This is a genomic window from Amycolatopsis echigonensis (genome assembly GCF_014174495.1).
GTDB classification, from domain to species: Bacteria; Actinomycetota; Actinomycetes; order Mycobacteriales; family Pseudonocardiaceae; genus Amycolatopsis; species Amycolatopsis echigonensis.
Genome location: NZ_JACJHR010000102.1, coordinates 1 through 25,324, shown reverse-complemented (window position 1 = coordinate 25,324; position 25,324 = coordinate 1). Strand labels below are relative to the sequence as shown.

Below are 25,324 nucleotides of genomic sequence, written 5' to 3'. Positions count from 1 at the left end.
TTTTCCCGAGGCGTTCAGCACCGCCTGGGACGGCCTGGTCGATCAAGCCGGGGTGCGGCCCGGCGACCGGGTGCTGGTCACCGGCGCAGCCGGCGGGGTCGGCACGGCGATGATCCAGGTCGCCGGCCTCGCCGGGGCCGACGTCGTCGCGAGCGTGCACCGCGCGGAGTCGCATGCGGCCGTCCGGGCGCTGGCCCCGGACGCGACGGTCGTGACTCCCGACCAGGAAGAGGAAAACGGCCCCTACGACGTCGTGGCCGAACTGGTCGGCGGCAAGGACTGCCTGAGACGGGTGCGGTGGCTCAAGCCCTACGGCCGGATCCTGGTCATCGGAGTCGGCGCGGGAGAGGAGGCGTCGCTGCGGCTGTTCGACCTGATGCGGGTCCGCGGCCGCGTGCTCGGGTCGACCATCCGGGCCCGCAGCACCGTCGAGAAGGCGGCACTCGCGACCCGAGAGAAGGGCTGCTCGGCGCGCTCGCGGCGGGTCGTCTCACGGTCCCGGTGGACAGCGTTTATCCGCTGGAGCAGGCACCGGATGCTTACGTCCGGCTGGGCTCGCCGGGGAAGCTCGGCAAGGTCGTCCTGCAGATGGAGTGACCGGCCGCGTCGAGTGTCCATTGTGGTCGGCGAAGGTCACGCGCCGCCCTTGATTTTCTTCATCGTGAGATGGGACGTGACCCGCAGGACGCCGGGCAGGCCGGAGAGCTTCCGGGTCTGGAACTCCTCGTAGGCGGCGTGGTCGGCGACCGCGACGCGGATGAAGTAGTCCGGACGGCCGAAGAGCCGGCGGAACTCGATGACCTCGTCGTAGGAGGCGATGGTGTCCTCGAGCGCCTCGATGGTCGCCCGGTCGGTCGCGTAGACCTCGAGGTCGATGAGCGCTTCCAGCCCCCGGCCGAGAGTTCGGGGGTCGATCACCGCGCGGTATCCGGCGATCACTCCCGCGTCCTCGAGGCGCTTGACCCGGCGCAGGCACGGGGGAGGAGTGAGCCCGACCCTCTTGGCGAGTTCGACGTTGGTCAGCCTGCCGTCCTGACGCAGGTGAAACAAAATTTCCCGATCCACGGGATCAAGCTTGACTATGTTGCTCACAAGCTCATTCTAGCGCCATGATCGGACACCAAATTAGCCGAGAGCTGACGTAGTGTTCCAAGCGTGGAAACTGTCTCCGACCTGGCTGTTCGTCATCGCCCTCCCGCACTGGCCGCGCTGAAGGACTGCGGGTCCGTCGGCATCGGCCTGGTGCCGCTCGGACTCGCGTTCGGCGCGTTCCTCACGCACGCGGGCCTCGCCTGGTGGTGGGCGACGGTCTTCACCACGTTCATCTACGCGGGCTCGTTCGAGTTCCTGCTCGTCGGGCTGGCCGCGGCGGCGACTCCGCTGGCGTCGATCGGGCTCTCGGCGTTCCTGGTCAACGTCCGGCACGTCTTCTACGCGTTGTCCTTCCCGTTGCACCGCGTTCGCGGCCGCGCGGCCCGTGCGTACAGCACTTTCGCCCTCACCGACGAGGCCTACGCACTGTCCACAACGGACGCTGCCCGGGAGTGGAACGGTGCCCGGATCCTGTGGCTGCAACTGTTTCTGCACCTGTTCTGGGTCGGCGGAGGGACGGTCGGCGGCCTGCTCGGCTCGCTGATCCCGAGCAGCGTCGTCGGCCTGGATTTCGCCATGACAGCCTTGTTCGCCGTGCTCGCGCTCGACGCCGTCCGCGACCGCAAGGGCGACCTGCCGACTCCCGTCCTCGCCGCACTGAGCGCGGTCGTGGCCCGCGTGGTCTTCCCCGGCCAGATGCTTCTGGCGGCGTTCCTGCTGTTCGTGGCGGCACTGGTTGTCCGCGGCCTCGTCGCCGAACGGAGCGTGCGCGATGCCTGACCCCGCCTACCTGCTCGCCGCGGTCGCGGTGTCCGCCGCGGTCACTTGGGGATTGCGCGCGCTCCCGTTCGCAGTCCTGGCACCGTTGCGCGCCAGCCGGACCGTGCAGTACCTGAGCACCCGCATGCCGGCGGGCGTCATGGTGATCCTGCTCGTCTACTGCCTGCGCGACGTTTCGTGGACGTCCCCGAGCGCGCTCGCCCCGACCATCGCGCTGGCCGTGACGATCGGACTGCACCTGTGGCGCCGCAATGCGGTACTGAGCATCGTCGGCGGTACTACGGTGCATGTTCTGCTGGCGAGCCTGCTGTTCCCGTCGTGAGCCGCGCCCAGGACTCGGCGACGAGCTAGTCGCTGGCTTGCCGGGCGCCGTCCGAACGGGCTTTCGCGGCGATGTCCTGGAGGGCGGAGAGGTGGGCGGCCAGGGTGTCGCGGCCGATGTCGGTCAGGTTGAGCCACGTGCGCGGCCGCTTGCCGACGTAGCCCTTCCGGACGTCGACGTAGTCGTTCTTGGACAGTGTGGAGACCTGTTTGGACAGTGCGGAATCGGAGAGCCGCACCGAGTCTCGCACGAATCCGAATTCCGCCCACTCGGCGGCGGAGAGCAGCGCCATGATCGCCAGCCTCGTCGGGTCCACCAGGAGCTGATCGAGTTCGGCCACCGCTCAGTCCTTGTCTTGCCGGCGAAGCAGCCACAGCTGGAACCTGGGGCCGAGAAAGATGACGTAGAGCCCGGCCAGCGCGCCGTAGACGATCGTGCCGTGCGGGATGCGGAGCAGCGCGACCGCAACGGCCGCGATGATCGACAGGCCGAGGAAGGGCGCGACGCGCCAGACCGCGGGAGGCAGGGCCCGGTCCGACACCGCGACCTGCTGGCCGAGCCAGCTGCCGCCGACCCTGGTGCGCAGGACCACGACCAGGATCAGCGCGACGGCCAGCACGACCCAGGTCAGCCAGGGGCGCGTCGCGGGAGCCAGGTCGATGGCCACGGTGTAGCCGAACACGACCAGACCGGCGACGACCGAAGTCCGCCGCGCGCCCAACGCGGACGCGGCCACTCGCTCCCGGCTCTCGCGCGCCGTGCGCAGCGCGGCGGCCGCCTCTTCCGGCGTCGGTTTGTTCACCGGTTCGTTCACTGCTGCCCCTCCTTCGTGGGGGGAGACCCCTCAGGCAAGTACTTGCCTGAGGAGAAAGTACCTCGCGTTTTCCGTCTAGGCAAGTGCTTGCCTGAGGGGTAGCGGAGTGGATTCGGCGCGGGTATCGACGAGGTCACGCCCACGCCGCTCCGCTGCCTGTCCCGAGGTCGGCCCCGGCAGGACCGTGCCGGGGAGGCAATCGGCTCCGGTGTCTCGCCTGTCGCTGTCGCGCGGAATCTGCTGGCAGGCCCCCGCAGCACGGCAGCCGTGGCCAAATCCGCTGCCGCGGGAACGAATCCTGCCCCACCAGTGTCCACAGTGGACGCTCCAGGCGACGCTGCTTGTCCGCTTCGGCACCCGTCCGTCCGCGGTGCCCGACCCAGCCGCGTGTCAGTGTGCAGCCGCGACCTTCGCGACGGCCCTGGCCAGGGCCGCGACAGAGGGGGACGTGCTGTGCGCGGGCCACGCGAGCAGGAGGTTGCTGGGCGGAAGGTCTGTCACCGGAACAACAGCTAGGTCGTCCCGCAAGGGTGTCGTCAGCGAACGGGGCAGCACGGCGACGGTGCGGCCCAACGCGATGAGGTGCATCAGTTCGCTGATGGTGCCGGTGGCGTTGGCGTCGGCGGGATGTTTGTGCAAGTTTTCGCCCGCGAGGTCGGCCATGCACAGACCTGCCCGGCGCGCGAGCCGATGGGACGCAGGCAGCACGGCGAACGGCGGTTCGCGCAGCAGCGTTTCGGTGTCCAGCCCGCGCACGTCGTCGGGCGGCGCGTACAAGAGTGCTGCGTCGGCCTGCCCTTCGCGCAGCATCCGTGCGCGGTCGGCGCCGAAGGCCACCTCGATCGGCAGCACGTCCGGTTCGCGTTCGTAGGCCGCGAGGACGGCGGGGAGCAAACCCGCGTCGCCGCCGGGTTTCATGGCCAGGATCAGGCGTGGGTCGCGTTTGCCGGCGCGCCGGGTGCGCGCGGTCGCGGCGGTGACCGCGTCCAGCGCCGCACGTGCTTCGCGGGCCAGCACCTGACCCGCTGGGGTGAGCGCGACCGCGCGGCTGGTCCGGGTGAACAGTTCGACGCCCAGCCGACGCTCCAGCTGCCGGATCGTCTTCGACAGCGCGGGTTGCGTGATGCCCAGCAAGGCCGCGGCACGGCCGAAGTGCAGTTCGTCGGCCACCGCCAGGAAGTGTGCCAGCTCCCGCGTCTCCACCCGGTCCATTACCTCAGGTTATCGATCGCGGCCCGATCGGCCTTGGACTGGCCGCGCGCGGCGGTGCTGGAGTGGGGAAGCCGGTCGGACGGCCGGCGCACGACCACGAGGGGACACTCGCTATGCCCGCAATAGCTCTCGTCGCCGCCGGGACACGTCTCGGCCTGTCGCTCGGCCGGGTCTTCGGCAGCCACGGTTTCGACGTCGCCCTGATCGCCCGCTCCGCGGAACGACTCGGCGGACTCACCGGGAAACTGGCCGCCGAGGACGTCAACGCGGCAGCGTTTCCCGCCGACGTCGCGGACCGCCCCGGACTGGTCGCCGCCCTCGACAGCGCCGCGGCGAGGTTCGGCGGAATCGACGTCCTGCAGTATTCCGCGCCGTACGTGCGGGTCGGCGACAGCTGGATGACCGGGGTGCTGGACGTGACCGTCGAGACCCTGCGACCTCAGATCGAAGGCTCCTGCTACGGCGGGATCGCCGCGACCCGCGCGGTGCTCCCGGCGATGATGGCGGCCGGCACCGGCACGGTCCTGTTCACCACGGGAGCGAGCGCGGTCGTGCCGACACCGTGGGCTGGCGCTGTAGGCGCGGCAGGTGCCGCATTGCACAACTGGGCCCTCAATCTCAACGGCGCGCTGGCGGACAAAGGCGTTTACGTCGGCCATGTCGCGCTCGGCGCGTGGATCGCGGGAACGCCGGGCGCTCCCGCGGACGCATCGCTGATGGAGCCGGACGAGATCGCTCGCATCCATTGGGACCTGCACACCGCCCGCGGCCCGGCTGAACGCCTCGTCACCTCCTGACCGGACCACCGCCTACGCGCTTGACAGCGGAATCCTGTCCCTTGCGGGCTGCGAACGACTGCACGGCACAGAATCGCCGTTCCGCCAAGGCCCGGGGCGCCCACCGGATCCCGCGTGGTGCGTCGGGCCGGTTTGGGGAAGGTGCCGAACGCGTTCAGCGGCGGGTGGCGACCGCGTAGAGGTGGGCGGGGCGGCCCGCGCTTCCGTACTCCAGTTCGAGGGTGATGAATCCGCGGCGGTGCAACTCGCTCAGATGGCGTTGCGCGGTGGGACGGCTGATGCCCAGCGCGGTGGCGAGTGCTTCCGCGCCCAGCGGTTGCTCGGCCCGGCGGAGCGTGTCGAGCACTTTGCGCATGGTCGGGGGGAGCGGGTCGGTGCGCGGGGCGCTGCCGGAGCCGCGGAGGATGGAGTACAAACTGTCCACTGTGGCCTGATCGACCTCGCGGCTTCCCGCGGCGCGGTCGCACCAGTCCCGATATGCCGTCAGTTGCTCCCGGAGCTGGTCGAAGCCGAACGGCTTGACCAGGTAGTACGCGGCGCCGAGGCGGATCGCGGAGCGGACGGTGTCGAGGTCCCGGGACGCGGTGATCACGATGCATCCGGGCGGGGCATCGGCCGAGCGGACGTCGCGCAGCAGGGACAGGCCGTTTTCGTCGGGCAGGTAGATGTCGAGCAGGAGCAGGTCCGGCCGCAGTTCGGCGATGCGGGCGCGGGCTTCTTCCGCGGTGTGGGCCTGACCGGCGGCGGTGAAGCCGGGCACGCGGTCGATGCTGGCGGCGTGGATCGCGGCGACGCGGTAGTCGTCGTCGATGACGAGGGTCTTGATCGTCATGCGGACTCCACGGGTTCGAGCACGGCGGCACCGGCGGGGGAGTTCGGGAGCAGGACCTCGAAGCGGGCCCCGTCGGACCCCCGCACGGAGATCGATCCGCCGGACCGCCGCACCAGCCGGTACACGAGGGCGAGGCCGAGGCCGCGGCGCATGCCCGGGCGCGGGGACTTCGTGCTGTATCCGTCCACGAAGATCTCTTGCAGCACGTCCGCCGGGATGCCGGGTCCGGTGTCCGAGACGACGACGCGGACGTCCGGGCCGCGAGTGCCGACCAGGACGTGCACCGTGCGTTCGCCCCGCTGTCCGGCCACGGCCTCGACGGCGTTGTCGATGAGGTTGCCGAGAACCGTCACGAGCGTGCCGGGATCGACGGTGCTGAGGTCGAGCCGGGAATGGGCGTCGACCTCGAGGCGCACGTCGCGCTCGGCGGCGATCGCGACCTTCGCGGACAGCAGCGCGGCGAGTTCGGGCGGGGAGAACCGGGCGCGCAGATCGGTGGCCTGCGCGGCGGGGCCGTGCGCGACCTCGGCGAGGTAGCGGCCGGCTTCCTCGACCTCGCCGAGGCCCAGCAGCCCGGAGAGCACGTGCAGCCGGTTGGCGAACTCGTGTTCCTGCGCGCGCAGCGCGGTGGTCAGCCCGGTGACCGCGTGGAGTTCGCGCACCAGGCCCTCCATTTCCGTGCGGTCGCGCAAGGTGATCACCGATCCGGCGTCCTGTCCGGAAAGGACGACGGGCATTTTGTTGACCACCAACAGGAATTCGTCGGTGAGGACGACCTCGTCGTCGGCGGCGGGCGCGGTGAGCAGGTCGCGGAGCCGTCCGGGCGGGACGAGTTCGCGCAGCTCGCGGCCGCGGGCGGACGTGGGGATCGCGAGCAGGCGGCGGGCTTCGTCGTTGATCACCTCGACGCGGCCGTGCCGGTCGAGGCCGACCATCCCCTCGCGGATGCCGTGCAGCATCGCTTCCCGTTCCTGCAGGAGCGACGCGATCTCGGAGACCTCCAGTCCGAAGGTCGCGCGCTTGATCCGGTGGGCGAGCAGCCAGGAGGCCGCCACCCCGAGCGCCAGCGCCAGTCCGGAGTAGAGGATCACCCACGGGATGTCGCTCACCAGCTCGCTCGTGACCTGCTCTTCGAGAATGCCCACGGACACCTGCCCGGCGATCCCGCCGTCCGGGCCGGGCACGGGCGCCCGGCCGTTGGCGGAGCGGCCGAGGCTCCCGTTGTCGATGCCCAGGTGGCCCTGGCCGTCGAGGGCCGCCACCGGTTCCTCGATCCGCCTGCCGATCAGCGCGGGGTTGGGGTGGGAGTAGCGCAGCCCGGAGCGGTCGGTGACGACGACGTAGGACGCGCCGGAGGCCCGGCGGACCTGCTCGGCGGCCGCTTGGATGACGTGGTCGGGATCGTGTCGCGCGAGCGCGTCCCGGACCGCCGGGTTCTGGGCGACGGTGTTCGCGATGCCCAGCGCGCGCTGGCCGTATTGCGTGTCCAGGGTCTGGCCGGCGAGCTTCACGTAGAGCAGAGCGCCGGCGGCGACGGTGACGAACAGGATGCCGAGCACCGCGACCAGGATCTGCGAAGCGAGGGGACGTGACCGCCACATGACCGCTCCGCTCTGCCACTCGTCATAGGGGCGTTCGCATGAGAACACGAGAAGGCGCGGATGCCAAGAATCCGTGGCCGGTACGCCCGGATCGTCCGGTCCCCGCTGAACTTTATGAGCAGAAACCGAGAAAAGCGCACTGATCGCTGGTATCGCACGCAACATTTCGCGGCCGCCCGGCGCTTCTTAGCCTCCCTCGAACGGAATCAGGCTCCAGACGAGAGAGGACGCAGCGTGCACGCACCCAGACCAGGACCGGCGGGCGGTGACAGCTCAGCCGCCATCGCCTTGCGGGAAGTGACGAAGCAGTTCGCCACCGAAGGACCGCAGCCCTACACCGCTCTTCGCGACCTGGACATCGAGGTGGCTCCCGGCGAGTTCTGCGCGGTGGTCGGCCCCACCGGCTGCGGCAAATCGACGACCTTGACGCTCGTCGCGGGACTGGAGCAGCCGTCGGCGGGTTCGGTCCGGGTGCACGGCGAGGAGGTCTCCGGGATCACGCCCGGGGTGGGGTTCATGTTCCAGACGGACGCGATCCTGCCGTGGAAAACCGTGCTGGACAACGTTTCCGCGGGCCCGAGGTTCCGCGGCGTGGCCAAGCGGACGGTGCTTTCCGAGGCGCGGGACTGGATCCGCCGCGTGGGACTGGCCGGGTTCGAAGACCGGTACCCGCACCAGCTTTCCGGCGGCATGCGCAAGCGCGTCGCGCTCGCGCAGAACCTCATCAACGAACCGCGGATCCTGCTCATGGACGAGCCGTTCGGCGCGCTGGACGTGCAAACGCGGGCGAAGATGTCCGACGAATTGCTGTCGCTGTGGGAACTTACCCGCCCCGCCGTGGTGTTCGTGACGCACGACCTGGAGGAAGCGATCGCGCTCGCGGACACGGTGATCGTGCTGACCGCGGGTCCGGCGGCCACGGTCAAGGCGCGGTTCGCGATCGACCTGCCGCGGCCCCGGGTCGTGCAGGAAGTCCGGTTCGACCGCCAGTTCGTCGACTTGTACCAGCAGATCTGGGAGGCGCTGCGCACCGAGGTCGACCGGGCGTACGCGCAGACCACCCGGCTCAGCGAGGAGGCAGGGGCATGACGGCCGAAGCGGACGTGCCAGTGAAGTCCGAACCGGGCACGGAAGCGGCGGCGGCCCGCCGTTCGCGGCGCCGGGCGCGCACCGTCCTGGTCCACTCGACCCAGGCGGCCGTGCTGGTGGTCGTCCTGGGCGGCTGGCAGCTGCTCGTGCAAGGCGACCAGCACGCGATCGTGCTGTACGGGCTGCCCTCGGGCATCTACGAGCGGCTGCGGTCCTGGATCACCGAGGGCACCGCGATCGGCTCGCTGGGCAGCCAGATCTGGACCACGATCGAGGAGGCGCTGATCGGGTTCGCGATCGGCACCGTGCTCGGCATCGTCTGCGGGATCGCGCTCGGCCGGATCAGGTTCCTGTCCGACGTCTTCGGGCCGTTCATCAAGGTGCTCAACGCGATCCCGCGGATCGTGCTCGGCTCGGTGTTCGTCCTGGCGTTCGGCCTCGGCCTCGAATCGAAGATCCTGCTGGTGATCGTGCTGGTGTTCTTCGGCGTGTTCTTCAACGCCTTCCAAGGCACGCGCGAGGTCGACCGCACCTTCATCGCCAACGCCAGCATCCTCGGCGCCTCCCGCTGGCAGGTGACCCGCCAGGTCGTGCTGCCGTCGGCGTTCACCTGGATCATCGCCAGCCTGCACGTGAGCTTCGGGTTCGCGCTGATCGGCGCGATCGTCGGCGAATTCCTCGGCGGCTACGCCGGTCTCGGCGTGCTGATCAAGAACGCGCAGGGCACCTTCGACGCGAGCGGCGTCTGGGCGGCGATGGTGATCATGGGCATCGTCGCGCTCCTCGCCGAATGGCTGATCACCCGCCTCGAACGCCGGCTGCTGCGCTGGCGGCCCGCGCAACTGTCCGGTCCGGACCTGTGAACCCCCGTTTTTCCGCACGAACAAAGGAGATCCCCGTGTCCGCGAAGAAATTGGCGGCCGTTCTCGCGGCGGCGCTGCTCGCCGTGGCCGGCTGTGCCTCGACGGCGAGCCAGAACGCCGGCACCAGCTCGACCGGAGGAACCGGCACGCCGGTGAGCATCATGGTCGGCGGGCTGAACAAGCAGATCTATCTGCCGTTCATGCTCGCCCAGCGGCTCGGCTACTACCAGAAACAGGGCCTGAACGTGACCCTGCAGGACGAGGGAGCCGGAGTCGACGCGACGACCAACATGATCGCGGGCAAGGTCGACGGCGTCGGCGGGTTCTACGACCACACCATCGCCATGCAAGGGCTCGGCCAGTCGCTGGAGTCCGTCGTCTCGATGCTCACCACCCCCGGCGAGGTCGAGCTGTGCCGCCCGGAGGTGCGGGGGCAGATCCATTCGCCGGCCGACTGGGCCGGGCGCAACCTCGGCGTGACCGACCTCGGGTCTTCGACCGACTTCCTGACGCAGTACCTCGCCCAGAAGAACGGCGTCGATCCCGCGAAGATCCACCGGGTCGGCGTCCAGTCCGGGGCCACGCTGATCGGCGCCCTGCAGCACGGCAACGTCGACTGCGCGATGACGACCGAGCCGACCGTCTCGACCGCGCTGGCCCAGGGCGCCGCGTTCATCCTGCTCGACATGCGCTCGGCGGCGGGCACGAAACAGCAGCTGGGCGGCGAGTACCCGGCGACTTCGCTGTACATGACCACGAAGTACGTGGACAGCCACCCGGACGTGGTGCAGAAGCTGGTCAACGCGTACGTCGAGGCGCTCAAGTGGATCCAGGAGCACAACGGCGCTCAGCTGGCTGAAGTGATGCCCGCCGACTACTACGCCGGTCCCGGCAAAGACGCGTACGCGAAAGCCTTCGACAACGAGAAGGGAATCTACAACCCGACGGGGATCATGCCGCCGGACGGCCCCAAGACGAACCTGGCCGTGCTGCAGGCGTTCAACCCGGACGTGAAGGGCAAGCAGATCGACCTCGCGAAGACCTACACCGACAGGTTCGTCAAGGCCGCGCACTGATGCCGGACCTGTTGTGCCCGGGCGCCACGGTGCCCGGGCACAACAGGCGGTATGCGGGCTCTCGCCGGTACCGTGACTCGCAGCCTGCGCAGGAGGAGCCATGAGTCTCGAGTCCGCGATCGATCCGTCCGTGCCGCCGAGCGGGACGGGATGCCTGGAATGCGATGCCGCCGGCGGATGGTGGATTCACCTGCGGCGCTGTGCTCGCTGCGGGCACATCGGCTGTTGTGACGATTCGCCGTCGAAGCACGCCACCAAGCACGCGAAGGAGACCGGCCATCCGGTGATCCGCAGCTTCGAGCCGGGCGAGAGCTGGTTTTGGAACTTTGACACGGAAGAACTGCGGGAATCGGGACCCGAACTCGCGCCGCCGGTGAGCCGTCCGGCCGATCAGCCGGTTCCGGGCCCGGCCGGGCGAGTCCCGCGGGACTGGGCGGAGCAGCTGGGCAACGGCTGACCACCGAGGGGTGGCTTCGGATCACTCCGGTGTCCCGGATTCCACCGCGGCGGCGCGGAGGGCGGCCGCGACGCGGGCGACGGGTTCCGGCATCGCGTGCGGGAGCCGAGCGAGCGAAACGCGACGCTGTTCCGCCGGTCCGCCTCGGACCGGCAGCACGCGCACTCCGGGCGGCACCGCGGCGGCGAATGCGGCGGACACGGTAGTGATGCCGCATCCGGCCGCGACGAGCTGCAGTTTGGCCAGCCAGTCGCGTGCGGTGTGGGCGATCTCGGGCCGTTCGTCGAGTCCCGGCCACACTCCCATCACCAGCTCCTGGCCCGAACCGGCGATCCAGCGCTGCCCGTGCAGGTCGGCGACGTCGACGAATTCGCCGCGCGCGAGCGGATGGCCGGCGGGCAGCGCGATCCGCAGGCTGCGTTCGGTGAGGGTTTGCAGGACCAGCGCGGGGGATTCGGTGTCCGGCGGACGGAACGGCGGCGCGGAGGCGATCAGCGCCAGGTCGAGCGTGCCCGCGCGGACCGAACGCACCAGAGCCGGCGTGCTGCCCTCGCGGCTGAGCACGGTGATGCCCGGGTGCGTGCGGCCGAGCGCGGCCAGCGCCCGGGGAACCAAGACGGCGCCTGCGCTGGCGAACCAGCCGAGCCGGACGGTGGCGCGGTCGTCGGGCAGCCCGGCCAGTTCCCGGGCGGCAGCGTCGACCTGGTCGACCGCGGCGGCCGCGCGGCGCACGACAAGCTGTCCGGCGGGGGTCAGCCGGACGCCGTCGTGGTGGCGTTCCAGCAGGCGCGTGCCCGCGGCGCGTTCCAGCGAGGCAATCTGCCGGGAGACGGCGGACTGGGTGTAGCCGAGCGCGGCGGCCGCTGCGGTGAGGGTGCCGCGCTCGGCCACCTCGCGAAAGACTCGCAGCGCGGTGAGCGAGGCATCGGTGAAGGCCATGAGGTTTACGCATACCACGGTTGAGACAATTTCGCTGGTGGCATGCCCGCGCTCGGGCCTAACGTGGCGGCGTGGGCTTGCTGGCCACACCAGCCGTCGCGATCTACACCAACCTTCAGCGCCACCCGGCGGCGAGCGCAGCCGCACCACCCCGCCCTCGACCCGGACGGCGCCGAACGCCTCTGGGCCCTCTCCGAAACCTGCTGACCGAAATCGGAGCACCCGCATGACCACTTCGTCCAGAGTCGCCCTTGTCACCGGTGCCACCCAAGGCCTCGGCCTGGCCTTGGCGGAAGGGCTCGCCCACCGGATGGCGCCCGAGGACACCGTCTACCTGACCGGCCGCGACCTCGACCGCGTCACCCAGGCCGTCGAAGCCCTTCCCGGCGGCGGAGCCCAGGTCTGCGGCGCCCTCCTCGACGTAGCCGACCCCCAGGCGGCCGGGCGGCTCGCCGCACAGCTGGCGGAACGCCACGGCGGGGTCGACGTCGTCTTCGGCAACGCCGTCATGAGGATCGGCCCCGACGACGATCCGCGCGCGATCATCGACGAGTACGCCGAGGTGAACAACTTCGGCACCACCCGCGTGCTGCGCGCCTTCGCGCCGCTGCTGCGCGACAACGGGCGGTTGCTCGTCGTGGCCAGCACGCTGGGCACACTGCACTATCTCGCCCCGGTACTGCACGACCGCTTCGCCGATCTGTCCTCTTTGGACGAAGTGGACGAACAAGTCGCCGCGTGGCGCGACGCGATCAAGGACGGCAGCGCGCGTGCGGGCGCCTGGCCCGGTTTCGTGAACATCCCGTCCAAAATCGCTCAAGTCGCCGCGGTGCGCGCCCTGGCCGGAGAACGCCGCGAAGACGACCGGGAACGCGGCATCCTGCTCGCCGCGGTCTGCCCGGGCATGATCAACACTCCCACCTCGGGTCTGTGGTGGGACGTCAGCACCGCGCCCAGCCCGGCCGAGGCCGCGGTCGCGCTCCTGGACCTGGCCCTCGAACCGGTCGTGCCCGAACACTACGGCCAGCTCGTCCGCCACGGGAAAGTCCTGCCCTGGACAGTGCGGGACTAGCGAAGGTCCCCGCAGGAGATCGTGCGGATGGCCCGCCCTCCGACCCGGGCCAGGCCGTCCGGCGGCGGAGTGACCGTGGAGTGCGCCGCGCCGGGCATGCCGAGGAAGGGTTCGTCGACGTGCCCGGACTGTGCGGTAATCCGGGCGGGTCGGCTACCGCCGCGGCGCCGCTTTCCGTCGGGGTTGCGGAACTCGTGCGGCCCGCGGATCCGGTTCGCGGCCCGACTTCGCGCGTCCGTGCCTGTGCGAGCGGGCCCCGGTATGCCTAGGAGAGCGGCAGCGGACCGTCCCGCTCACAGGACCGAGGTCATCCCGCCGTCCACGTAGACGATTTGGCCGTTGACGAAGTCCGAGGCGGGGGAGCAGAGGAACAGCAGCGTCCCGACGAGGTCTTCGACCTTGCCCCACCGTCCGGCCGGGGTGCGGGTGCGGATCCAGTCACTGAACTGCTCGTCGGCGACCAGCGCGGCGTTGAGTTCGGTGTCGAAGTAGCCCGGTGCGAGGCCGTTGACCTGGATTCCGGAAGGGCCCAGGTCGGCGCACATGCCCTTGGTGAGCATTTTGAGCCCGCCCTTGGTCGCGGTGTAGGGCGTGATGCCGGGGCGAGCGAGTGCGCTTTGCACCGAGCAGATGTTCACGATTTTCCCGCGTCCGCGTTCGGCCATCCGGCGGGCGGTTTCCCGGCCGACCAGGAACGCGCTGCTGAGGTTGGTTTCCAGGAGCCGGTTCCAGTCCTCGGTGCGGAATTCGGTGAAGGGCGCGCGGTGCTGCATGCCTGCGTTGTTGACGAGGATGTCGAGCGGTCCAGCCCGGTCTTCGATCCGGGCGATGCCGGCGGCGACGGCGTCGTGATCGGTGACGTCGAACGCTTCGGCGAGCACCGTGGCACCGGTCTGCTCGGCGGTCGCGCGGCGGGCTGTGTCCATTGTGGCCGGATCGCGTCCATTGAGGACGACGACGCAGCCGGCTTCGGCCAGACCGTGGGCGAGTGCATTCCCGATGCCCCGGCTGGAACCGGTGACCAGCGCTACTTTGCCGCGGATGTCGAAGACGGGGTGGCTCATCGCGGCACCGCCGGAGTGCCGGGCAGCGGGGTGTGCGCGGGTTCGCCGGCGAGCACGGCGAGGAGGTTGTCGACGGCCAGGTCCACCATCGCGGCGCGGGTGGCTTCCGTCGCGGACCCGACGTGCGGCAGCGCCACGAGGCGACTCTCGGCGACGAGGTCGGCGACGTCGGCACCGCGGGGTTCGCGTTCGAAGACGTCCAGTCCGGCGGAGTGGATAGTCCCGTCGCGGAGGGCGGCCAGGAGCGCTTTCTCGTCGACGACGCCGCCGCGCGAGGTGTTGACCAGCGTCGCGGTCTGCTTCATCGCGCGCAGCTCCGCTTCGCCGATCAGGTGGCGAGTCGCGTCAGTGAGCGGCACGTGCAGGGAGATGATGTCCGCTTCGGAAAGCAGCGTGGCGAAGTCGACCGGCTGGGCCAGGCCGTCTTCGGGCGCGGAGTACGGGTCGTGGCAGAGCACGCGCACACCGAACCCGGCTGCGCGGCGGGCGACCGCGCGTCCGATCTGGCCGTAGCCGATGAGTCCGAGCGTCGCTCCGTGGACGTCCAAGCCCAGGTTGCCGTCCATGTGGAACGCGGTCCACTCGCCGGCGTGCAACTGGTCGCGGGCGGCGCCGAGCCGGCGGCGTGCGAAGAGGATCAAGGACCACGCCAGGTCCGCCGTGGTCTCCGCGAGCACGCCCGGCGTGTGCGTGACGACGATCCCGCGTTCGGCGGCCGCGGCCTGGTCGACCGCGTCGAATCCCATGCTGGCGAGGCTGACGACCCGCAGCTGCGGGCCGGCCGCGTCGAGCAGGGCCGCGTCCACCCGGTCGTTGCCGAGGCACAAGATGCCGGACGCTCCTGCGGCGAGTGCTTCGAGGTCCGCCGCGGCCGGTTTCGCCGAGTCCGGGCCTCGTACCAGCTCCGCCCGCGAGGCCAGCCGCTCCAGGCCGGTGCCCGGAAGCCGCCCGCGCGTACTCAGCACGCGATGTCCCATGCTCTGCTCCTTGTGCCGCCGAAACTTTCTCGCCCGGAACGCTATCCAGAGCGCGGAAGCGGCGACAAATAGCGAATCCGTGTGACGCGATCGGAATTCCGGATGGCTCATTCCCCGAACGCGTTGACGAGCTCGTGGAACACGCCGTGCACCGCGAGCGCGGCCTCGGACAACGGTTCGTGCTCCGAGGTGCACAGCGACAGTTTCACTTCGATCGCCGGGCTGACGATCCGGTGCACGGCCAGCTGCTCGAGATCGAGGATCGCGCGCGCCGCCGACCAGGGCAGCACGGTGGCTCCGAGACCCGCCCGGACGGCGCTGACCAGCGTCAGCACCGATTCGATTTCTCCGGTGACAGCTGGGGAAAGCTCGGCGCGGGCGAACGCGGCGTCGACGACCCGGCGGATGGTGTGGATCCGGCTGGGCAGCAGGAGCGGCACGTCGGCGAGCGCGGCCACCGGCACCTCGTCGCCGTCCGGAAGGGCGCCGGGCAGCCCGGCGCCCGCGATCAGGTACAGCTCTTCGGTGCGCATCGGTTCGAATCGGACGCCGCGCAGGGGGCCCGCGTCGTAGATGAACGCCATGTCCATGCGGCCGGTCATGATCGCCTCGCTGATCACGCCGCCGAAGTTCTCGTTGATGTGCAGCACGATGTTCGGATACCGCTCGCGCACCGCCTGCAGCAGCGGCAGGGCGAGGGCGGCACCGGTGCTGTAGGGCGCGATCCCGACGGACACCGCGCCGGCCGGTGCCTGTCCGGAGACGGCGACGGCTGCCTGGGCCTGTTCGATCTGGCGCAGGATCAGCTGGGCGTGCCGGTAGAGCGCGCGCCCGGCTTCGGTGGGGGCCACGCCGCGTTTGCTGCGAACCAGCAGCTGATGGCCGAAATCGCGTTCCAGCTGGGAGACGTGCTGGCTCAGCGCCGGCTGGGCGATGCGCAGGATGTCGGCGGCGCGGGTGATGCTGCCCGCGTCGACGATCTTGACGAACGAGTGGAGGCGCCTGGTGTCCATCTCGCCTCCTCCGGTCCGCCGCGGGCCTCGATCTTAAGCGGCGGACGCGGGTCCGCGCCGGTCGCGCAGCCATAAGAAAACGCGATCGCACCAGGTCGAAACGGTATTTGTCGCCTCTCCGGGGGCGGCTTACGGTCAGGTCCAGCACTCGCCGTTCCGCCTCTCTCACCGACCGCCGGGACGCGGCACAGCCGAGACATTCCGGAGGACCTCATGGGACGCGAAGTCGACCTCGTCGCCGATCTCGGCGAAGGCTTCGGTGCGTACCGGATGGGCGACGACGAGGCGCTGCTGGACATCGTCACCTCCGCCAACATCGCGTGCGGATTCCACGCCGGCGACTCGCGGATCATGGACGCCACGGTCGTGTCCTGCGCGGCGCGCGGCGTGTCGGTCGGCGCCCACCCGAGCTTCCCCGACCTGGCCGGCTTCGGCCGCCGCGCCATGGACCTCACCGCGGCAGAGGTGCGCACCGACGTGCTGTACCAGATCGGGGCGCTGCAGGCGTTCGCCGCCGCGCACGGCACGCGCATCCGGCATGTCGCGCCGCACGGCCGCCTGGGCAACCTCGTGGCCGTCCGCGCCGATTACGCCGAGGCAGTCGCCGACGCGGTCGCGTCGCTGGACCCGTCGATGATCGTTTTGGCCCAAGACGGCGAACTCTCCGCCGCGGCCCGGGCTCGTGGGCTCGCGGTCGCGATCGTCGGCATCGCGGACCGCGCGTACCGGTCGGACGGGACGCTGGTGCCGCGCACGGAACCCGGTGCGGTGCTGCGCGATCCGGCCGAGATCGCCGAGCGGACGGTCCGGATGGTGCTGGAGGGCGTCCTCGATTCCGTGGACGGAACCGACGTGCCCGTCGAATGCGACACGGTCCTGCTGCACGGTGACAGCCCAGACGCGATCGCGACGGCTCGCCGGGTGCGCGCCGAGCTGGTCCGCGCGGGCGTCACCCTCCGCGCGTTGCGCGCCAAGCAGGTGCGCGCATGACTCCGCATACGGTGATCAGCGATTGCGGCGACGCCGCGGTCGTGGTCCGTGCTCTCCACGGCGCCGCGGTGGACCGCTGGCGGATGGTCCACGTCCTGGCCGACCTGGTGGAGCAGGCGGGTCTCGACGGCCTGCACGGGGTGGTCCCGACGTACGACTCGCTGCTGGTGGAGTTCGACGCCGACCGCACCGACCACAAGACGGTGCGGCGCGTCCTCGACCAAGCGCTCCAAGGGATCCGGCCGGGCGAAAGCCCTGTTGCGCGGCCGCGGTTGTTCCTCGTGCCCGTCGTCTACGGCGGGGAATACGGCCCGGATCTGGACCTCGTTGCGAGCGAGCTGGGCATCACCGCCCGGCAGGTGATCGAACTGCACTCCGCGGCACCGCTGACCGTTCGCTGCCTCGGCGCGCCGGTCGGCGCCCCGATGATGGACGGCCCGGCGTTCCCCGGCCCGGTGCCGCGCTTGCCTTCCCCGCGCGTCAGCGTGCCGCCGGGGTCGGTGGCGGTGGCCGGACGGCAGGCGGTGATCTGCCCGATGCGCTCGCCCGGCGGCTGGCCGCTGCTGGGCCGCACGCCGCTGCGCGTGCTGGACCCCGGCGCGGATCCGCTGACCCCGTACCGCCCGGGAGACCGGCTGCGGTTCGTCCCGATCGAACCGCGGCAGTGGGACGAACACGACGGAGCCCTGCTGGCGGCCGAGGATGGCTGAGACGCTGACTGTGCACCGCAGCGGGCACGCGACCGTGCAGGACCTCGGCCGTCCGGGTCGCGCGAGGACCGGCCTGCCTGCGAACGGGGCGCTCGACGAATACTCGGCCCGGATGGCGAACGTGTTGTGCGGCAACGAGGATTCGGCGCCGCTGGTCGAGATCACGATGCTCGACTTCGCCTGCGAACCCTCCGCCGACCTGCTCGTCGCCGTCACCGGCGCCCCGGCCGACGTGACCGTGGACGGCGTTCCGCACCCGCAGTGGGAACCGCTCGTGGTGCGCGGCGGGCAGGTCTTGGCCATCACGGGGATCCGGCAGGGCGCGCGGGTCTATCTCGCGGCATACGGCGCGTTCGAGGCGGATTTCCTGCTCGGCAGCTGCGCTCCCGACACCATCCTCGGTTTTGGCCGGACGTTGCGAGCCGGCGAGCACCTCGCCCTCGCCGGCCACTGGCCGTCGCTCGTGCATCCGGTGTTCCGGCATCCCTTCTTCCGGCTGCGTCCGCCGCGCCCGCGCTTCGGTTCGCCGTGGACGATCGACGTCACCGACGGCCCGGACCTGGCCGAGTTCGGCGAATCCCACGCCGTCCTGTTCGCCGCGGAATACGTCGTCACGCCGCGCAGCAACCACGTGGGCCTTCGGCTGCGAGGCGAGGTTCCGCGACGCGCAGTGCACGGCGAAGCGCTCTCGCGCGGGGTTCCGATCGGCGCGATCGAGGTGCCGGCCGGCGACGAACTGCTGGTGCTGCACCGCGGCCGCGGCGTCACCGCCGGCTACCCGGTGCTCGCGGTGGTGACGTCGGCGAGCCTGTCGTCGCTCGGGCAGGCGCGCCCGGGCGACACCGTGCGGTTCCGGCGACGAACGGTGGCCGACGCGGTCGCCGCTTACCGCGACGGGCGCGCGGCCGTCCGGGAGGTCCGCCACCGGGTCCGGACCGCATTCGACGCTTTGGACATCCCTTAACCGTCCTGCTGCCAAAGGAGACAGCCATGAACACGGTCGCACCGCCGCAGTCCGGGGTCGTGGACCCGCGGACTGCCCGCCGGATCACCCTCGCCGGGTGCGTCGGCATCTTCGCCGAGCTCTACGACAACGGGATCTTCGGATTCATGGCCGGAACCCTGGCCACGGTCTTCTTCCCGGACTCGAAGAACGCGGTGCTGCTGGTGTTCGTCGGGTACGCGATTTCGTTCTTCTTCCGGCCGCTGGGCGCCATCGTCTGCGGGCAGCTGGGCGACCGCATCGGCAGGCAGCGGATGCTGGTGTTCGTCATCCTGCTCATCAGCGCCGCGACCGCGGCGATCGGCGTGCTGCCGCCCTACACCGCGGTCGGCGCCGCGGCGCCGATCCTGCTGATCCTGCTGCGGGTGCTGCAGGGATTCTCCGTCGGCGGCGAGGCCGCGGGCGCGATGACCTTCCTCGCCGAGCACGCCCCGGCGGGCAAACGCGGCCTCTACACCAGCTACGCGCAGATCGCGTCGTTCGTCTCGCTGCTGACCGGCACGCTCATCGCCGCCTGGATGAACGCCGGACTCGGCTCGGCGCGCATGGAAGCGTTCGGCTGGCGCATCCCGTTCCTGCTGGCCGTGCCGCTGGGCATCACCGGCATCTACATCCGCAGGCGGATCAGCGACACCCCGAACTTCTCCCGGCTCCGCGCGGAAGGCGGCCTTTCCCGCAATCCGCTGAAGGAGGCGTTCTCCTCGCGCCGGCACCGCCGCGCGATCCTGCTGGCCCTGTTCATCCCGCTGCTCAACGGCGCCGGCTACTACGTGCTCTTCACCTACATGCCCACGTTCATGAGCAAGATCCTGCACTTCAGCAGCGTCCAGGGACTGCTGGTGACCGCGGTGGCCCTGGTGTCGATCTCGATCGCCATCCCGTTCGCCGGCGCGCTGTCCGACCGGATTGGCCGCAAGAAGGTGATCGCGGGCTCCGCCGCGGCGATGGCGGTGCTGGGCGTCCCGTGCTATCTGCTGATCGCCACCGGCAACGTCGGGCTGGCCATCCTCGGCGCGAGCGTGATGGCGGTCGTCTTCGCCGGCCACACCGCGATCATCCACATCCTGCTCGTGGAACTCTTCCCCACCCGGGTCCGCTATTCCGCCTACGGCCTCGGCTACAACGTGTCGTCCGCCGTCTTCGGCGGCACCGCGCCGCTGCTGATGACGTTCCTCATCGGACAGACCGGCAACACCACCATCCCGGCGTTCTACGTCGTCCTCACCGCGCTCGGGACGCTGATCGCGGTTTCGCGGGTGATCGACCGGGCGCACGAACCGCTGCGGGACGCCTGAGCCGTCCCGGAAAACACCGGAAGACCCCGGAAAGCCCGGAAAGAAAGGACCCCGGAAATGCCCTTCTCCGACTACCGCACCGCGCTGGTGACCGGCGCCTCGACCGGCATCGGAGCGGTCATCGTCGAACGGCTCGCCAAGCAGGGCCTCGAGGTGCACGCGGTCGCCCGCAACGGCGAGCGGCTGGCCGAACTCGCCCGGACCACCGGCTGCGTCCCGCACGCCGTCGACATCACCTCCACCGACGCGCTCGCCGACCTGGTCCGCGGCCTCGAGATCGACGTGCTGGTCAACAACGCCGGAGTGTCGCGGACCGGGAACATCCTGACCGCCGACGAATTCGCGATCGACGAGCAGGTCGCGGTGAACCTTCAGGCCGTGCTGCACCTGGTCCGGCTGGTCATGCCGGGAATGGTGGAACGCGACCTCGGGCACATCGTCAACATCAGCTCGATCGCCGGCGTCTACAACTTCGGCGGGAACACGATCTACCACGCCACCAAGGCAGCCGTGCACACGCTGTCGCGGCAGCTGCGCGTCGACGGCTACGGCAAGCGGATCCGGGTCACCGAAATCTGCCCCGGCCGGGTCGAGACGGAAATCTTCGGCCGCCTGCTCGGCGACATGGACAAGGCGCAGCGCGAGTTCTACGACGGCTACGAATCCCTCAAGCCCGAGGACATCGCGAGCGCGATCGAGTTCGCCATCGAATCGCCGCGGCACATGAACGTCGGCCACATCGAAATCCTGCCGACCTTCCAGGTGCCCGGCGGACTCAACTTCGAACGGCGAAACGACTGAAATGCAGACCGCACAACGGGTTTCCCGGATCAAACCGTCCCCGAGCACCGCCGCGGCCCAGCGCGTGCGCGAGCTGAAAGCGACCGGCGCGCGGATCCTGGACCTCACCGTCGGGGAGCCGGACTTCGACACGCCCGACCACGTCAAGCTCGCCGCGATCGACGCGATCGTCCGCGGCGAAACCAAGTACACGCCGGTCAACGGCACCCCGCAGCTGCGCGAAGCGATCGCCGCGAAACTCCGGCAGCGCCACGGGCTGGAGATCCCACTCGAGTCGATCACTGTCGGCGGCGGCGCGAAGCAGGTCATCTACCTGGCGCTCGCGGCCACTGTGGACACCGGAACGGAGGTGATCGTGCCAGCGCCGTACTGGGTGTCCTATCCGGACATGGTGCTGGCCAACGACGGGACGCCGGTGGTCGTCGAATGCGCGGCCGAGAACGGCTTCAAGCTCACGCCCGGGCAACTCCGCTCGGCGATCACCCCCGCCACCCGGTGGCTGATCCTCAACACGCCGAGCAACCCGGCCGGCGTCGCCTACACCGCGGCCGAACTGCGCGCGCTCGCCGACGTCCTCTTGGACCACCCTCAGGTCGCGGTGCTCACCGACGAGATCTACGACGAGATCTTCTACGGGCCGGAGCCGATGCCGACCCTCCTGGCCGTCGAACCCCGGCTCGCCGACCGGGTCCTGCTGACCAACGGCGTGTCGAAGACCTACGCGATGACCGGCTGGCGGATCGGATACGGCGCCGGGCCGGCGGATCTGGTGGCGGCCATCGACAAACTGCAGTCGCAGAGTTCGTCCTGCCCGTCGTCGGTCAGCCAGGCTGCCGCCGTCGCCGCGCTGACCGGGGACCAGACCTTCGTCCGGGAAAGTGTCGCGGCTTACCGAGGACGGCGAGACCGCGTCGTGAAGCTCGTCAACGACACGCCTGGCCTGCGTTGCCAGGCACCGCACGGCGGGTTCTACGTTTTCGTCGACTGCCGGGACCTGCTAGGTGCGACCACGCCCGCGGGTGCCGTGCTCGCCACCGACGAGGACTTCCTGGCATACCTGCTGGAAACCCAGCAGGTCGCGGCGATCCACGGCACCGCCTACGGCACTCCTGGGTACTTCCGGATCTCGTTCGCCACCTCCGCCGACGTTCTTGAGGAGGCGTGCGACCGCATCCGGCGCGCGTGCGAGGCGCTGGCACCGGGGGAGCGCCGATGAAAGCCGTAGTCGTCCACGGAGCCAAGGACCTGCGCGTCGACGAGGTGCCCGCGGCTGTCCCCGAGCCGGACGGCGTGCTCGTGCGGGTGGTCTACGGAGGCATCTGCGGTTCCGACCTGCATTACGCCGCAGACGGTCGCAATGGTGCTTATCCGGTCGAGGAACCGTTGACCCTCGGGCACGAGGTGGTCGGCGTCGTCGCCGATGTCGGGCAAAGCGCGTCCGGAGCGCCGCCGATCGGCACGCGGGTCGCGATCCACCCCGCCGTCCCGTGCGCCCCGGCGGGTGCCGCCGAGCCGACCGGCCTCCACCTCACGCCTGGCGGCACTTACCTGGGCAGTGCTTCGACCCGTCCCCATACGCAGGGCGGTTTCGCGGAATTGCTCCCGGTCGGCGTTGGTCAGCTGCGGGTCCTCCCCGCCAATCTCCCGCTACGGCGAGCGGTTCTCGCCGAACCTCTGGCCGTCGCCCTCCACGGCTTGGCCCGCCTGGGTGACCGCGTCCGCGGCGCGCGGGTGCTCGTAAGCGGCGCGGGACCGATCGGCTCGCTGGCCGTCACCGGGCTGAACCACCTCGGCGCGCGCACCGTCGTCGCCGCGGACTTGCAGGAGTATCCGCTGCAGGTCGCGAAATCCGTCGGGGCAACCGAAATCGTCCGCCTGTCCGACGGGGAGACCTGCGAGCCGGGTTCGTTCGACGTGGTCGTCGAGGCAGCCGGAGCCGCGGCCTCGCTGGCGTCCGCGCTGGCCGCCGTCCGCCCCGGCGGCGCGGTGCTGCAGCTGGGCATGCTGCCCGGAGGCGGCGTCCCGGTCCCGATGGCCTCGCTCATCGCCAAGGAAATCGCGCTGTTCGGTTCGCAGCGCTTCGACACCGAACTCGACGCGGCGATCGCCCTGCTCGCCGCCGAGCCCGCCCTGGACGCGGTCGTCAGCCACGAATTCGACCTCGGCTCGACGGCCGAAGCGTTCGCCTGCGCCGCCGACTCGTCCCGGTCCGCCAAGACGATCCTGCGCTTGTCCGCGGATCCCGATTCCTGAGGAGCTGTCCCCGTTGATCCACGTGCGCACTAAGGTCGACCGCCCGGACCCGGAACTCGTCTCCGGGCTGAGCGAGTACTCGGCGGCCACTATCCACGAGGCGCAGGGCCGCAAAGGCGCCCTGTCGCACCGCCTCAAGCCGGTCGACCCCGCGATGTCCTTCTGCGGCCCGGCTTTCACGGTCTCCGCACAGGCCGGCGACAACATCATGGTCCAGGTCGCCATCACCTACGCCCAGCCCGGCGACGTCATCGTCGTGGCCGGCGGCGAATTTCCCCAGGCGGGTTCGTTCGGCGACGTACTGGCGACCGCGTGCCACAGCAAGGGCCTCACCGCCTTCGTCACCGACTCGGGCGTCCGCGACAGCGCGGAACTGCGGAAGCTGGGGTTCCCGGTGTTCTCCGGCTCGGTGTGCATCGAAGGAACGGTCAAGGAAACTCTGGGCCCGATCAACCAGCCGATCTCCGTCGGCGGCCAGATCGTGCGCCCCGGCGACATCCTGCGCGGCGACGCGGACGGCATCGTCGTCGTCGACCCGGCCGAAGCGAAGACGGTCATCGAGTCCTGCCGGGAACGTGAAGAACACGAAGCCTGGCTGCGCGCACAGCACCGCCGGGGCGCGGCAACCCTGATCGAACTCCACGGGCTGACGGAGAAACTCAAGGCCAAGGGACTGGTGGTGGAAGAGGACGCGGTGAGCTGAGGGCCGCGGATTGACTTTTACTAGCCGTTCGGTCTAGAAAATACGCATGGAACTGGCCGAGGCGTCCGCGAAGCCGCGCCGCCGGGGCCGTCCGCGCAAGGATCAGACGCAGCCGGACGCGCCGCGGGCGCGGTTGCTGCGCAAGGGCGTCGAGATCCTGACCGAGAAGGGATTCAGCGCGGTCGGGATCGAGGAGATCCTCGCCGCTGCGGGCGTGCCGAAGGGTTCCTTCTATTACTACTTCGAGAACAAGGACGCGTTCGGGCTGGCGTTGATCGACGAGTACGCCGGCTACTTCGCCCGGAAGCTCGACCGCTGGTTCGGGAACGAGGACCGGGCGCCGCTGGACCGGCTCCGCGATTTCGTCGCCGACGCGCGGGCCGGGATGGCCCGGTACGGCTACCGGCGGGGTTGTCTGGTCGGAAATCTCGGACAGGAGATGGGCGTGCTGCCCGATGTCTTCCGGGACCGGCTGACTGCCGTGTTCGCCGACTGGGAGGCACGGACCGCCCGCTGCCTCCGCGCGGCGCGAGCGGCTGGCGAGATCGGCGAGGACAGCGACTGCGCGGGCCTTGCCCGGTTCTTCTGGATCGGCTGGGAAGGCGCGGTGCTGCGCGCCAAGCTCGAGCGCCGCGCGGACGCGCTCGACGCGTTCGCCGACGGGTTTCTGGACACGCTTCAAGCGACACAAGGGGGGAAGACCGCACGCCCGCCGGTCTGAGTCGCCGTCATCGGCGAGCCCTCTCCGACGAGGCCCGCGTCCCTGTTTCCGACAATTGATTCGAGGTGCACCACCGATGGCAGAAACGTCTCCGGTCAGCCGCTTTCCCGTGCCCGAGCTCGCCGACCTGCCCGACGACATCCGGGAGCGGATTGTCGCCGTGCAGGAGAAGTCCGGATTCATCCCGAACGTCTTCCTCGTGCTCGCGCACCGGCCGGACGAATTCCGCGCGTTTTTCGCCTATCACGACGCGCTGATGGAGAAGCCGGGCAACCTCACCAAGGCCGAGCGCGAAATGATCGTGGTGGCGCACGGTGCGATCCTGCGGATCCGGGCGAAGGACCCCCTGATCGCCGACCAGGTCGCGGCGAACTACCGCAAAGCCGACATCACCGACCGGCAAAAAGCCATGCTCGACTTCGCGGTCCGGGTCTCGAACGAGGCGAACAAGGTCTCCGAAGCCGACTTCGACACGCTGAAATCCCACGGGTTCACCGAAGAAGACGTCTGGGACATCGCGGCGATCTCGGCTTTCTTCGGCCTGTCCAACCGCATCGCCAACGTCACGAACATGCGCCCGAACACCGAATTCTATTCCATGGGACGCGGCTGAAGCAGTCGCCCGCCAGCCAGAGGCCCCAACGCGCCGGGCTGAGGCTGCCCGCGCGACCAGGCGCGGCAGCAGAGGAAATCGTCGATGTGCACACAGTCTTGCGAGCTGCGGTCAACTCGGCTCACGAACAGCGTCGGCCTACCGGTGTTCAGGTGGATTCATCAGTGCCCTTGTCAGACAACGCGTCCGCGTCGCGGCCCCGCGCCGCCGGCTTGGCCAACTGTGCTGCTTCGGT

29 protein-coding genes and 1 pseudogene are annotated in these 25,324 nt (G+C 70.1%); 20 read left to right on the top strand and 10 right to left on the bottom strand.

The window, feature by feature from the left end:
* Window positions 1-109: 109 nt before the first annotated feature.
* A pseudogene (locus tag H5411_RS48150) lies at window positions 110-379 on the top strand (zinc-binding alcohol dehydrogenase); the annotation flags it as partial.
* Window positions 298-597: a zinc-binding dehydrogenase gene (locus tag H5411_RS49130; protein ID WP_312878718.1), complete on the top strand. Its 300-nt coding sequence runs from the start codon at window positions 298-300 to the stop codon at window positions 595-597. The pseudogene H5411_RS48150 and the gene H5411_RS49130, both read left to right, overlap by 82 nt.
* Before the next feature lie 36 nt (window positions 598-633).
* Here H5411_RS49130 and H5411_RS40535 read toward each other — a convergent pair whose 3' ends face one another.
* Window positions 634-1,065 carry an Lrp/AsnC family transcriptional regulator gene (locus H5411_RS40535; protein WP_416333260.1) on the bottom strand — a complete coding sequence of 144 codons (432 nt, stop codon included), beginning with the start codon at window positions 1,063-1,065 and terminating at the stop codon, window positions 634-636.
* A 90-nt stretch (window positions 1,066-1,155) separates the two neighbouring features.
* Here H5411_RS40535 and H5411_RS40530 point away from each other — a divergent pair, with 90 nt between their 5' ends.
* Complete coding sequence (locus H5411_RS40530; RefSeq protein ID WP_101439269.1) at window positions 1,156-1,872, top strand: AzlC family ABC transporter permease; 717 nt, start codon at window positions 1,156-1,158, stop codon at window positions 1,870-1,872.
* Window positions 1,865-2,194, top strand: a complete 330-nt coding sequence (locus tag H5411_RS40525; protein ID WP_101439270.1) for a branched-chain amino acid transporter permease — start codon at window positions 1,865-1,867, stop codon at window positions 2,192-2,194. The genes H5411_RS40530 and H5411_RS40525 overlap by 8 nt, the downstream gene beginning before the upstream one ends.
* 25 nt (window positions 2,195-2,219) lie before the next feature.
* Here H5411_RS40525 and H5411_RS40520 read toward each other — a convergent pair whose 3' ends face one another.
* The 3 genes from H5411_RS40520 to H5411_RS40510 form a co-directional block, all read right to left on the bottom strand.
* Window positions 2,220-2,534, bottom strand: a complete 315-nt coding sequence (locus tag H5411_RS40520; RefSeq protein WP_244194830.1) for a winged helix-turn-helix domain-containing protein — start codon at window positions 2,532-2,534, stop codon at window positions 2,220-2,222.
* A gap of 3 nt (window positions 2,535-2,537) precedes the next feature.
* Entirely contained in the window at window positions 2,538-3,008 is a 471-nt protein-coding gene (locus tag H5411_RS40515; RefSeq protein ID WP_101439271.1) for a hypothetical protein, read from the bottom strand.
* A gap of 390 nt (window positions 3,009-3,398) precedes the next feature.
* Window positions 3,399-4,220, bottom strand: coding sequence for a LysR family transcriptional regulator (locus H5411_RS40510; RefSeq protein ID WP_101439272.1), 822 nt, complete (start codon window positions 4,218-4,220; stop codon window positions 3,399-3,401).
* A 113-nt stretch (window positions 4,221-4,333) separates the two neighbouring features.
* Between H5411_RS40510 and H5411_RS40505 the strand changes: the two genes are divergently transcribed.
* Window positions 4,334-5,017 (top strand): SDR family NAD(P)-dependent oxidoreductase, encoded by a 684-nt coding sequence (locus tag H5411_RS40505; RefSeq protein ID WP_101439273.1) that lies wholly within the window; start codon window positions 4,334-4,336, stop codon window positions 5,015-5,017.
* A 154-nt stretch (window positions 5,018-5,171) separates the two neighbouring features.
* On the opposite strand, the gene H5411_RS40500 is transcribed toward H5411_RS40505, so the two are convergent.
* The gene (locus H5411_RS40500; protein WP_101439274.1) at window positions 5,172-5,849 is read right to left on the bottom strand and encodes a response regulator; all 678 of its coding nucleotides are present in this window, start codon (window positions 5,847-5,849) and stop codon (window positions 5,172-5,174) included.
* A complete protein-coding gene (locus H5411_RS40495) occupies window positions 5,846-7,450 on the bottom strand; it encodes an ATP-binding protein (RefSeq protein ID WP_183126891.1) in 1,605 nt (534 codons plus the stop codon). The genes H5411_RS40500 and H5411_RS40495 overlap by 4 nt, the downstream gene beginning before the upstream one ends.
* A gap of 234 nt (window positions 7,451-7,684) precedes the next feature.
* Between H5411_RS40495 and H5411_RS40490 the strand changes: the two genes are divergently transcribed.
* From H5411_RS40490 to H5411_RS40475, 4 genes are all read left to right on the top strand, one after another.
* Window positions 7,685-8,539: an ABC transporter ATP-binding protein gene (locus H5411_RS40490; protein WP_101439276.1), complete on the top strand. Its 855-nt coding sequence runs from the start codon at window positions 7,685-7,687 to the stop codon at window positions 8,537-8,539.
* Window positions 8,536-9,402 (top strand): ABC transporter permease, encoded by an 867-nt coding sequence (locus H5411_RS40485; RefSeq protein WP_101439277.1) that lies wholly within the window; start codon window positions 8,536-8,538, stop codon window positions 9,400-9,402. Before H5411_RS40490 ends, H5411_RS40485 begins: the two co-directional genes overlap by 4 nt.
* A gap of 35 nt (window positions 9,403-9,437) precedes the next feature.
* Entirely contained in the window at window positions 9,438-10,478 is a 1,041-nt protein-coding gene (locus H5411_RS40480) for an ABC transporter substrate-binding protein (protein ID WP_101439278.1), read from the top strand.
* Between the two features lie 100 nt (window positions 10,479-10,578).
* On the top strand, window positions 10,579-10,935 hold the full coding sequence (locus tag H5411_RS40475; RefSeq protein ID WP_101439279.1) for a UBP-type zinc finger domain-containing protein: 357 nt from the start codon (window positions 10,579-10,581) through the stop codon (window positions 10,933-10,935).
* A 21-nt stretch (window positions 10,936-10,956) separates the two neighbouring features.
* Here H5411_RS40475 and H5411_RS40470 read toward each other — a convergent pair whose 3' ends face one another.
* Window positions 10,957-11,874 carry a LysR family transcriptional regulator gene (locus H5411_RS40470; protein ID WP_183126887.1) on the bottom strand — a complete coding sequence of 306 codons (918 nt, stop codon included), beginning with the start codon at window positions 11,872-11,874 and terminating at the stop codon, window positions 10,957-10,959.
* Window positions 11,875-12,100: 226 nt separating this feature from the next.
* Between H5411_RS40470 and H5411_RS40465 the strand changes: the two genes are divergently transcribed.
* A complete protein-coding gene (locus H5411_RS40465; RefSeq protein WP_183126885.1) occupies window positions 12,101-12,946 on the top strand; it encodes an SDR family NAD(P)-dependent oxidoreductase in 846 nt (281 codons plus the stop codon).
* A gap of 293 nt (window positions 12,947-13,239) precedes the next feature.
* Here the strand turns inward: H5411_RS40465 and H5411_RS40460 are convergent, their stop codons facing one another.
* From H5411_RS40460 to nac, 3 genes are all read right to left on the bottom strand, one after another.
* Window positions 13,240-14,010 carry an SDR family oxidoreductase gene (locus H5411_RS40460; protein WP_101439282.1) on the bottom strand — a complete coding sequence of 257 codons (771 nt, stop codon included), beginning with the start codon at window positions 14,008-14,010 and terminating at the stop codon, window positions 13,240-13,242.
* Window positions 14,007-14,987, bottom strand: a complete 981-nt coding sequence (locus H5411_RS40455; protein ID WP_101439283.1) for a 2-hydroxyacid dehydrogenase — start codon at window positions 14,985-14,987, stop codon at window positions 14,007-14,009. Before H5411_RS40455 ends, H5411_RS40460 begins: the two co-directional genes overlap by 4 nt.
* 107 nt (window positions 14,988-15,094) lie before the next feature.
* Complete coding sequence (gene nac / locus H5411_RS40450; protein ID WP_101439284.1) at window positions 15,095-16,000, bottom strand: nitrogen assimilation transcriptional regulator NAC; 906 nt, start codon at window positions 15,998-16,000, stop codon at window positions 15,095-15,097.
* Window positions 16,001-16,213: 213 nt separating this feature from the next.
* Between nac and H5411_RS40445 the strand changes: the two genes are divergently transcribed.
* The 10 genes from H5411_RS40445 to H5411_RS40400 all read left to right on the top strand — a co-directional run bounded on the left by H5411_RS40445 (window position 16,214) and on the right by H5411_RS40400 (window position 25,089).
* A complete protein-coding gene (locus H5411_RS40445; RefSeq protein ID WP_101439285.1) occupies window positions 16,214-16,990 on the top strand; it encodes a LamB/YcsF family protein in 777 nt (258 codons plus the stop codon).
* Window positions 16,987-17,700, top strand: a complete 714-nt coding sequence (locus tag H5411_RS40440; protein WP_183126883.1) for a 5-oxoprolinase subunit B family protein — start codon at window positions 16,987-16,989, stop codon at window positions 17,698-17,700. Before H5411_RS40445 ends, H5411_RS40440 begins: the two co-directional genes overlap by 4 nt.
* Window positions 17,693-18,664: a 5-oxoprolinase subunit C family protein gene (locus tag H5411_RS40435; protein ID WP_183126881.1), complete on the top strand. Its 972-nt coding sequence runs from the start codon at window positions 17,693-17,695 to the stop codon at window positions 18,662-18,664. Before H5411_RS40440 ends, H5411_RS40435 begins: the two co-directional genes overlap by 8 nt.
* A gap of 26 nt (window positions 18,665-18,690) precedes the next feature.
* Entirely contained in the window at window positions 18,691-19,998 is a 1,308-nt protein-coding gene (locus tag H5411_RS40430; RefSeq protein WP_183126880.1) for an MFS transporter, read from the top strand.
* 57 nt (window positions 19,999-20,055) lie between these two features.
* Window positions 20,056-20,799 (top strand): SDR family oxidoreductase, encoded by a 744-nt coding sequence (locus H5411_RS40425; RefSeq protein WP_101439288.1) that lies wholly within the window; start codon window positions 20,056-20,058, stop codon window positions 20,797-20,799.
* A gap of 1 nt (window position 20,800) precedes the next feature.
* Window positions 20,801-22,015 carry an aspartate transaminase gene (locus H5411_RS40420; RefSeq protein WP_101439289.1) on the top strand — a complete coding sequence of 405 codons (1,215 nt, stop codon included), beginning with the start codon at window positions 20,801-20,803 and terminating at the stop codon, window positions 22,013-22,015.
* Window positions 22,012-23,052: a zinc-binding dehydrogenase gene (locus tag H5411_RS40415; RefSeq protein ID WP_183126878.1), complete on the top strand. Its 1,041-nt coding sequence runs from the start codon at window positions 22,012-22,014 to the stop codon at window positions 23,050-23,052. Before H5411_RS40420 ends, H5411_RS40415 begins: the two co-directional genes overlap by 4 nt.
* Window positions 23,053-23,074: 22 nt before the next feature.
* Window positions 23,075-23,755, top strand: a complete 681-nt coding sequence (locus H5411_RS40410) for a 4-carboxy-4-hydroxy-2-oxoadipate aldolase/oxaloacetate decarboxylase (RefSeq protein ID WP_208637513.1) — start codon at window positions 23,075-23,077, stop codon at window positions 23,753-23,755.
* 46 nt (window positions 23,756-23,801) lie between these two features.
* Complete coding sequence (gene acuR, locus H5411_RS40405) at window positions 23,802-24,476, top strand: acrylate utilization transcriptional regulator AcuR (RefSeq protein ID WP_101439291.1); 675 nt, start codon at window positions 23,802-23,804, stop codon at window positions 24,474-24,476.
* Between the two features lie 76 nt (window positions 24,477-24,552).
* Window positions 24,553-25,089 (top strand): peroxidase-related enzyme, encoded by a 537-nt coding sequence (locus H5411_RS40400; RefSeq protein ID WP_183126876.1) that lies wholly within the window; start codon window positions 24,553-24,555, stop codon window positions 25,087-25,089.
* The last annotated feature ends 235 nt before the right edge of the window (window positions 25,090-25,324 follow it).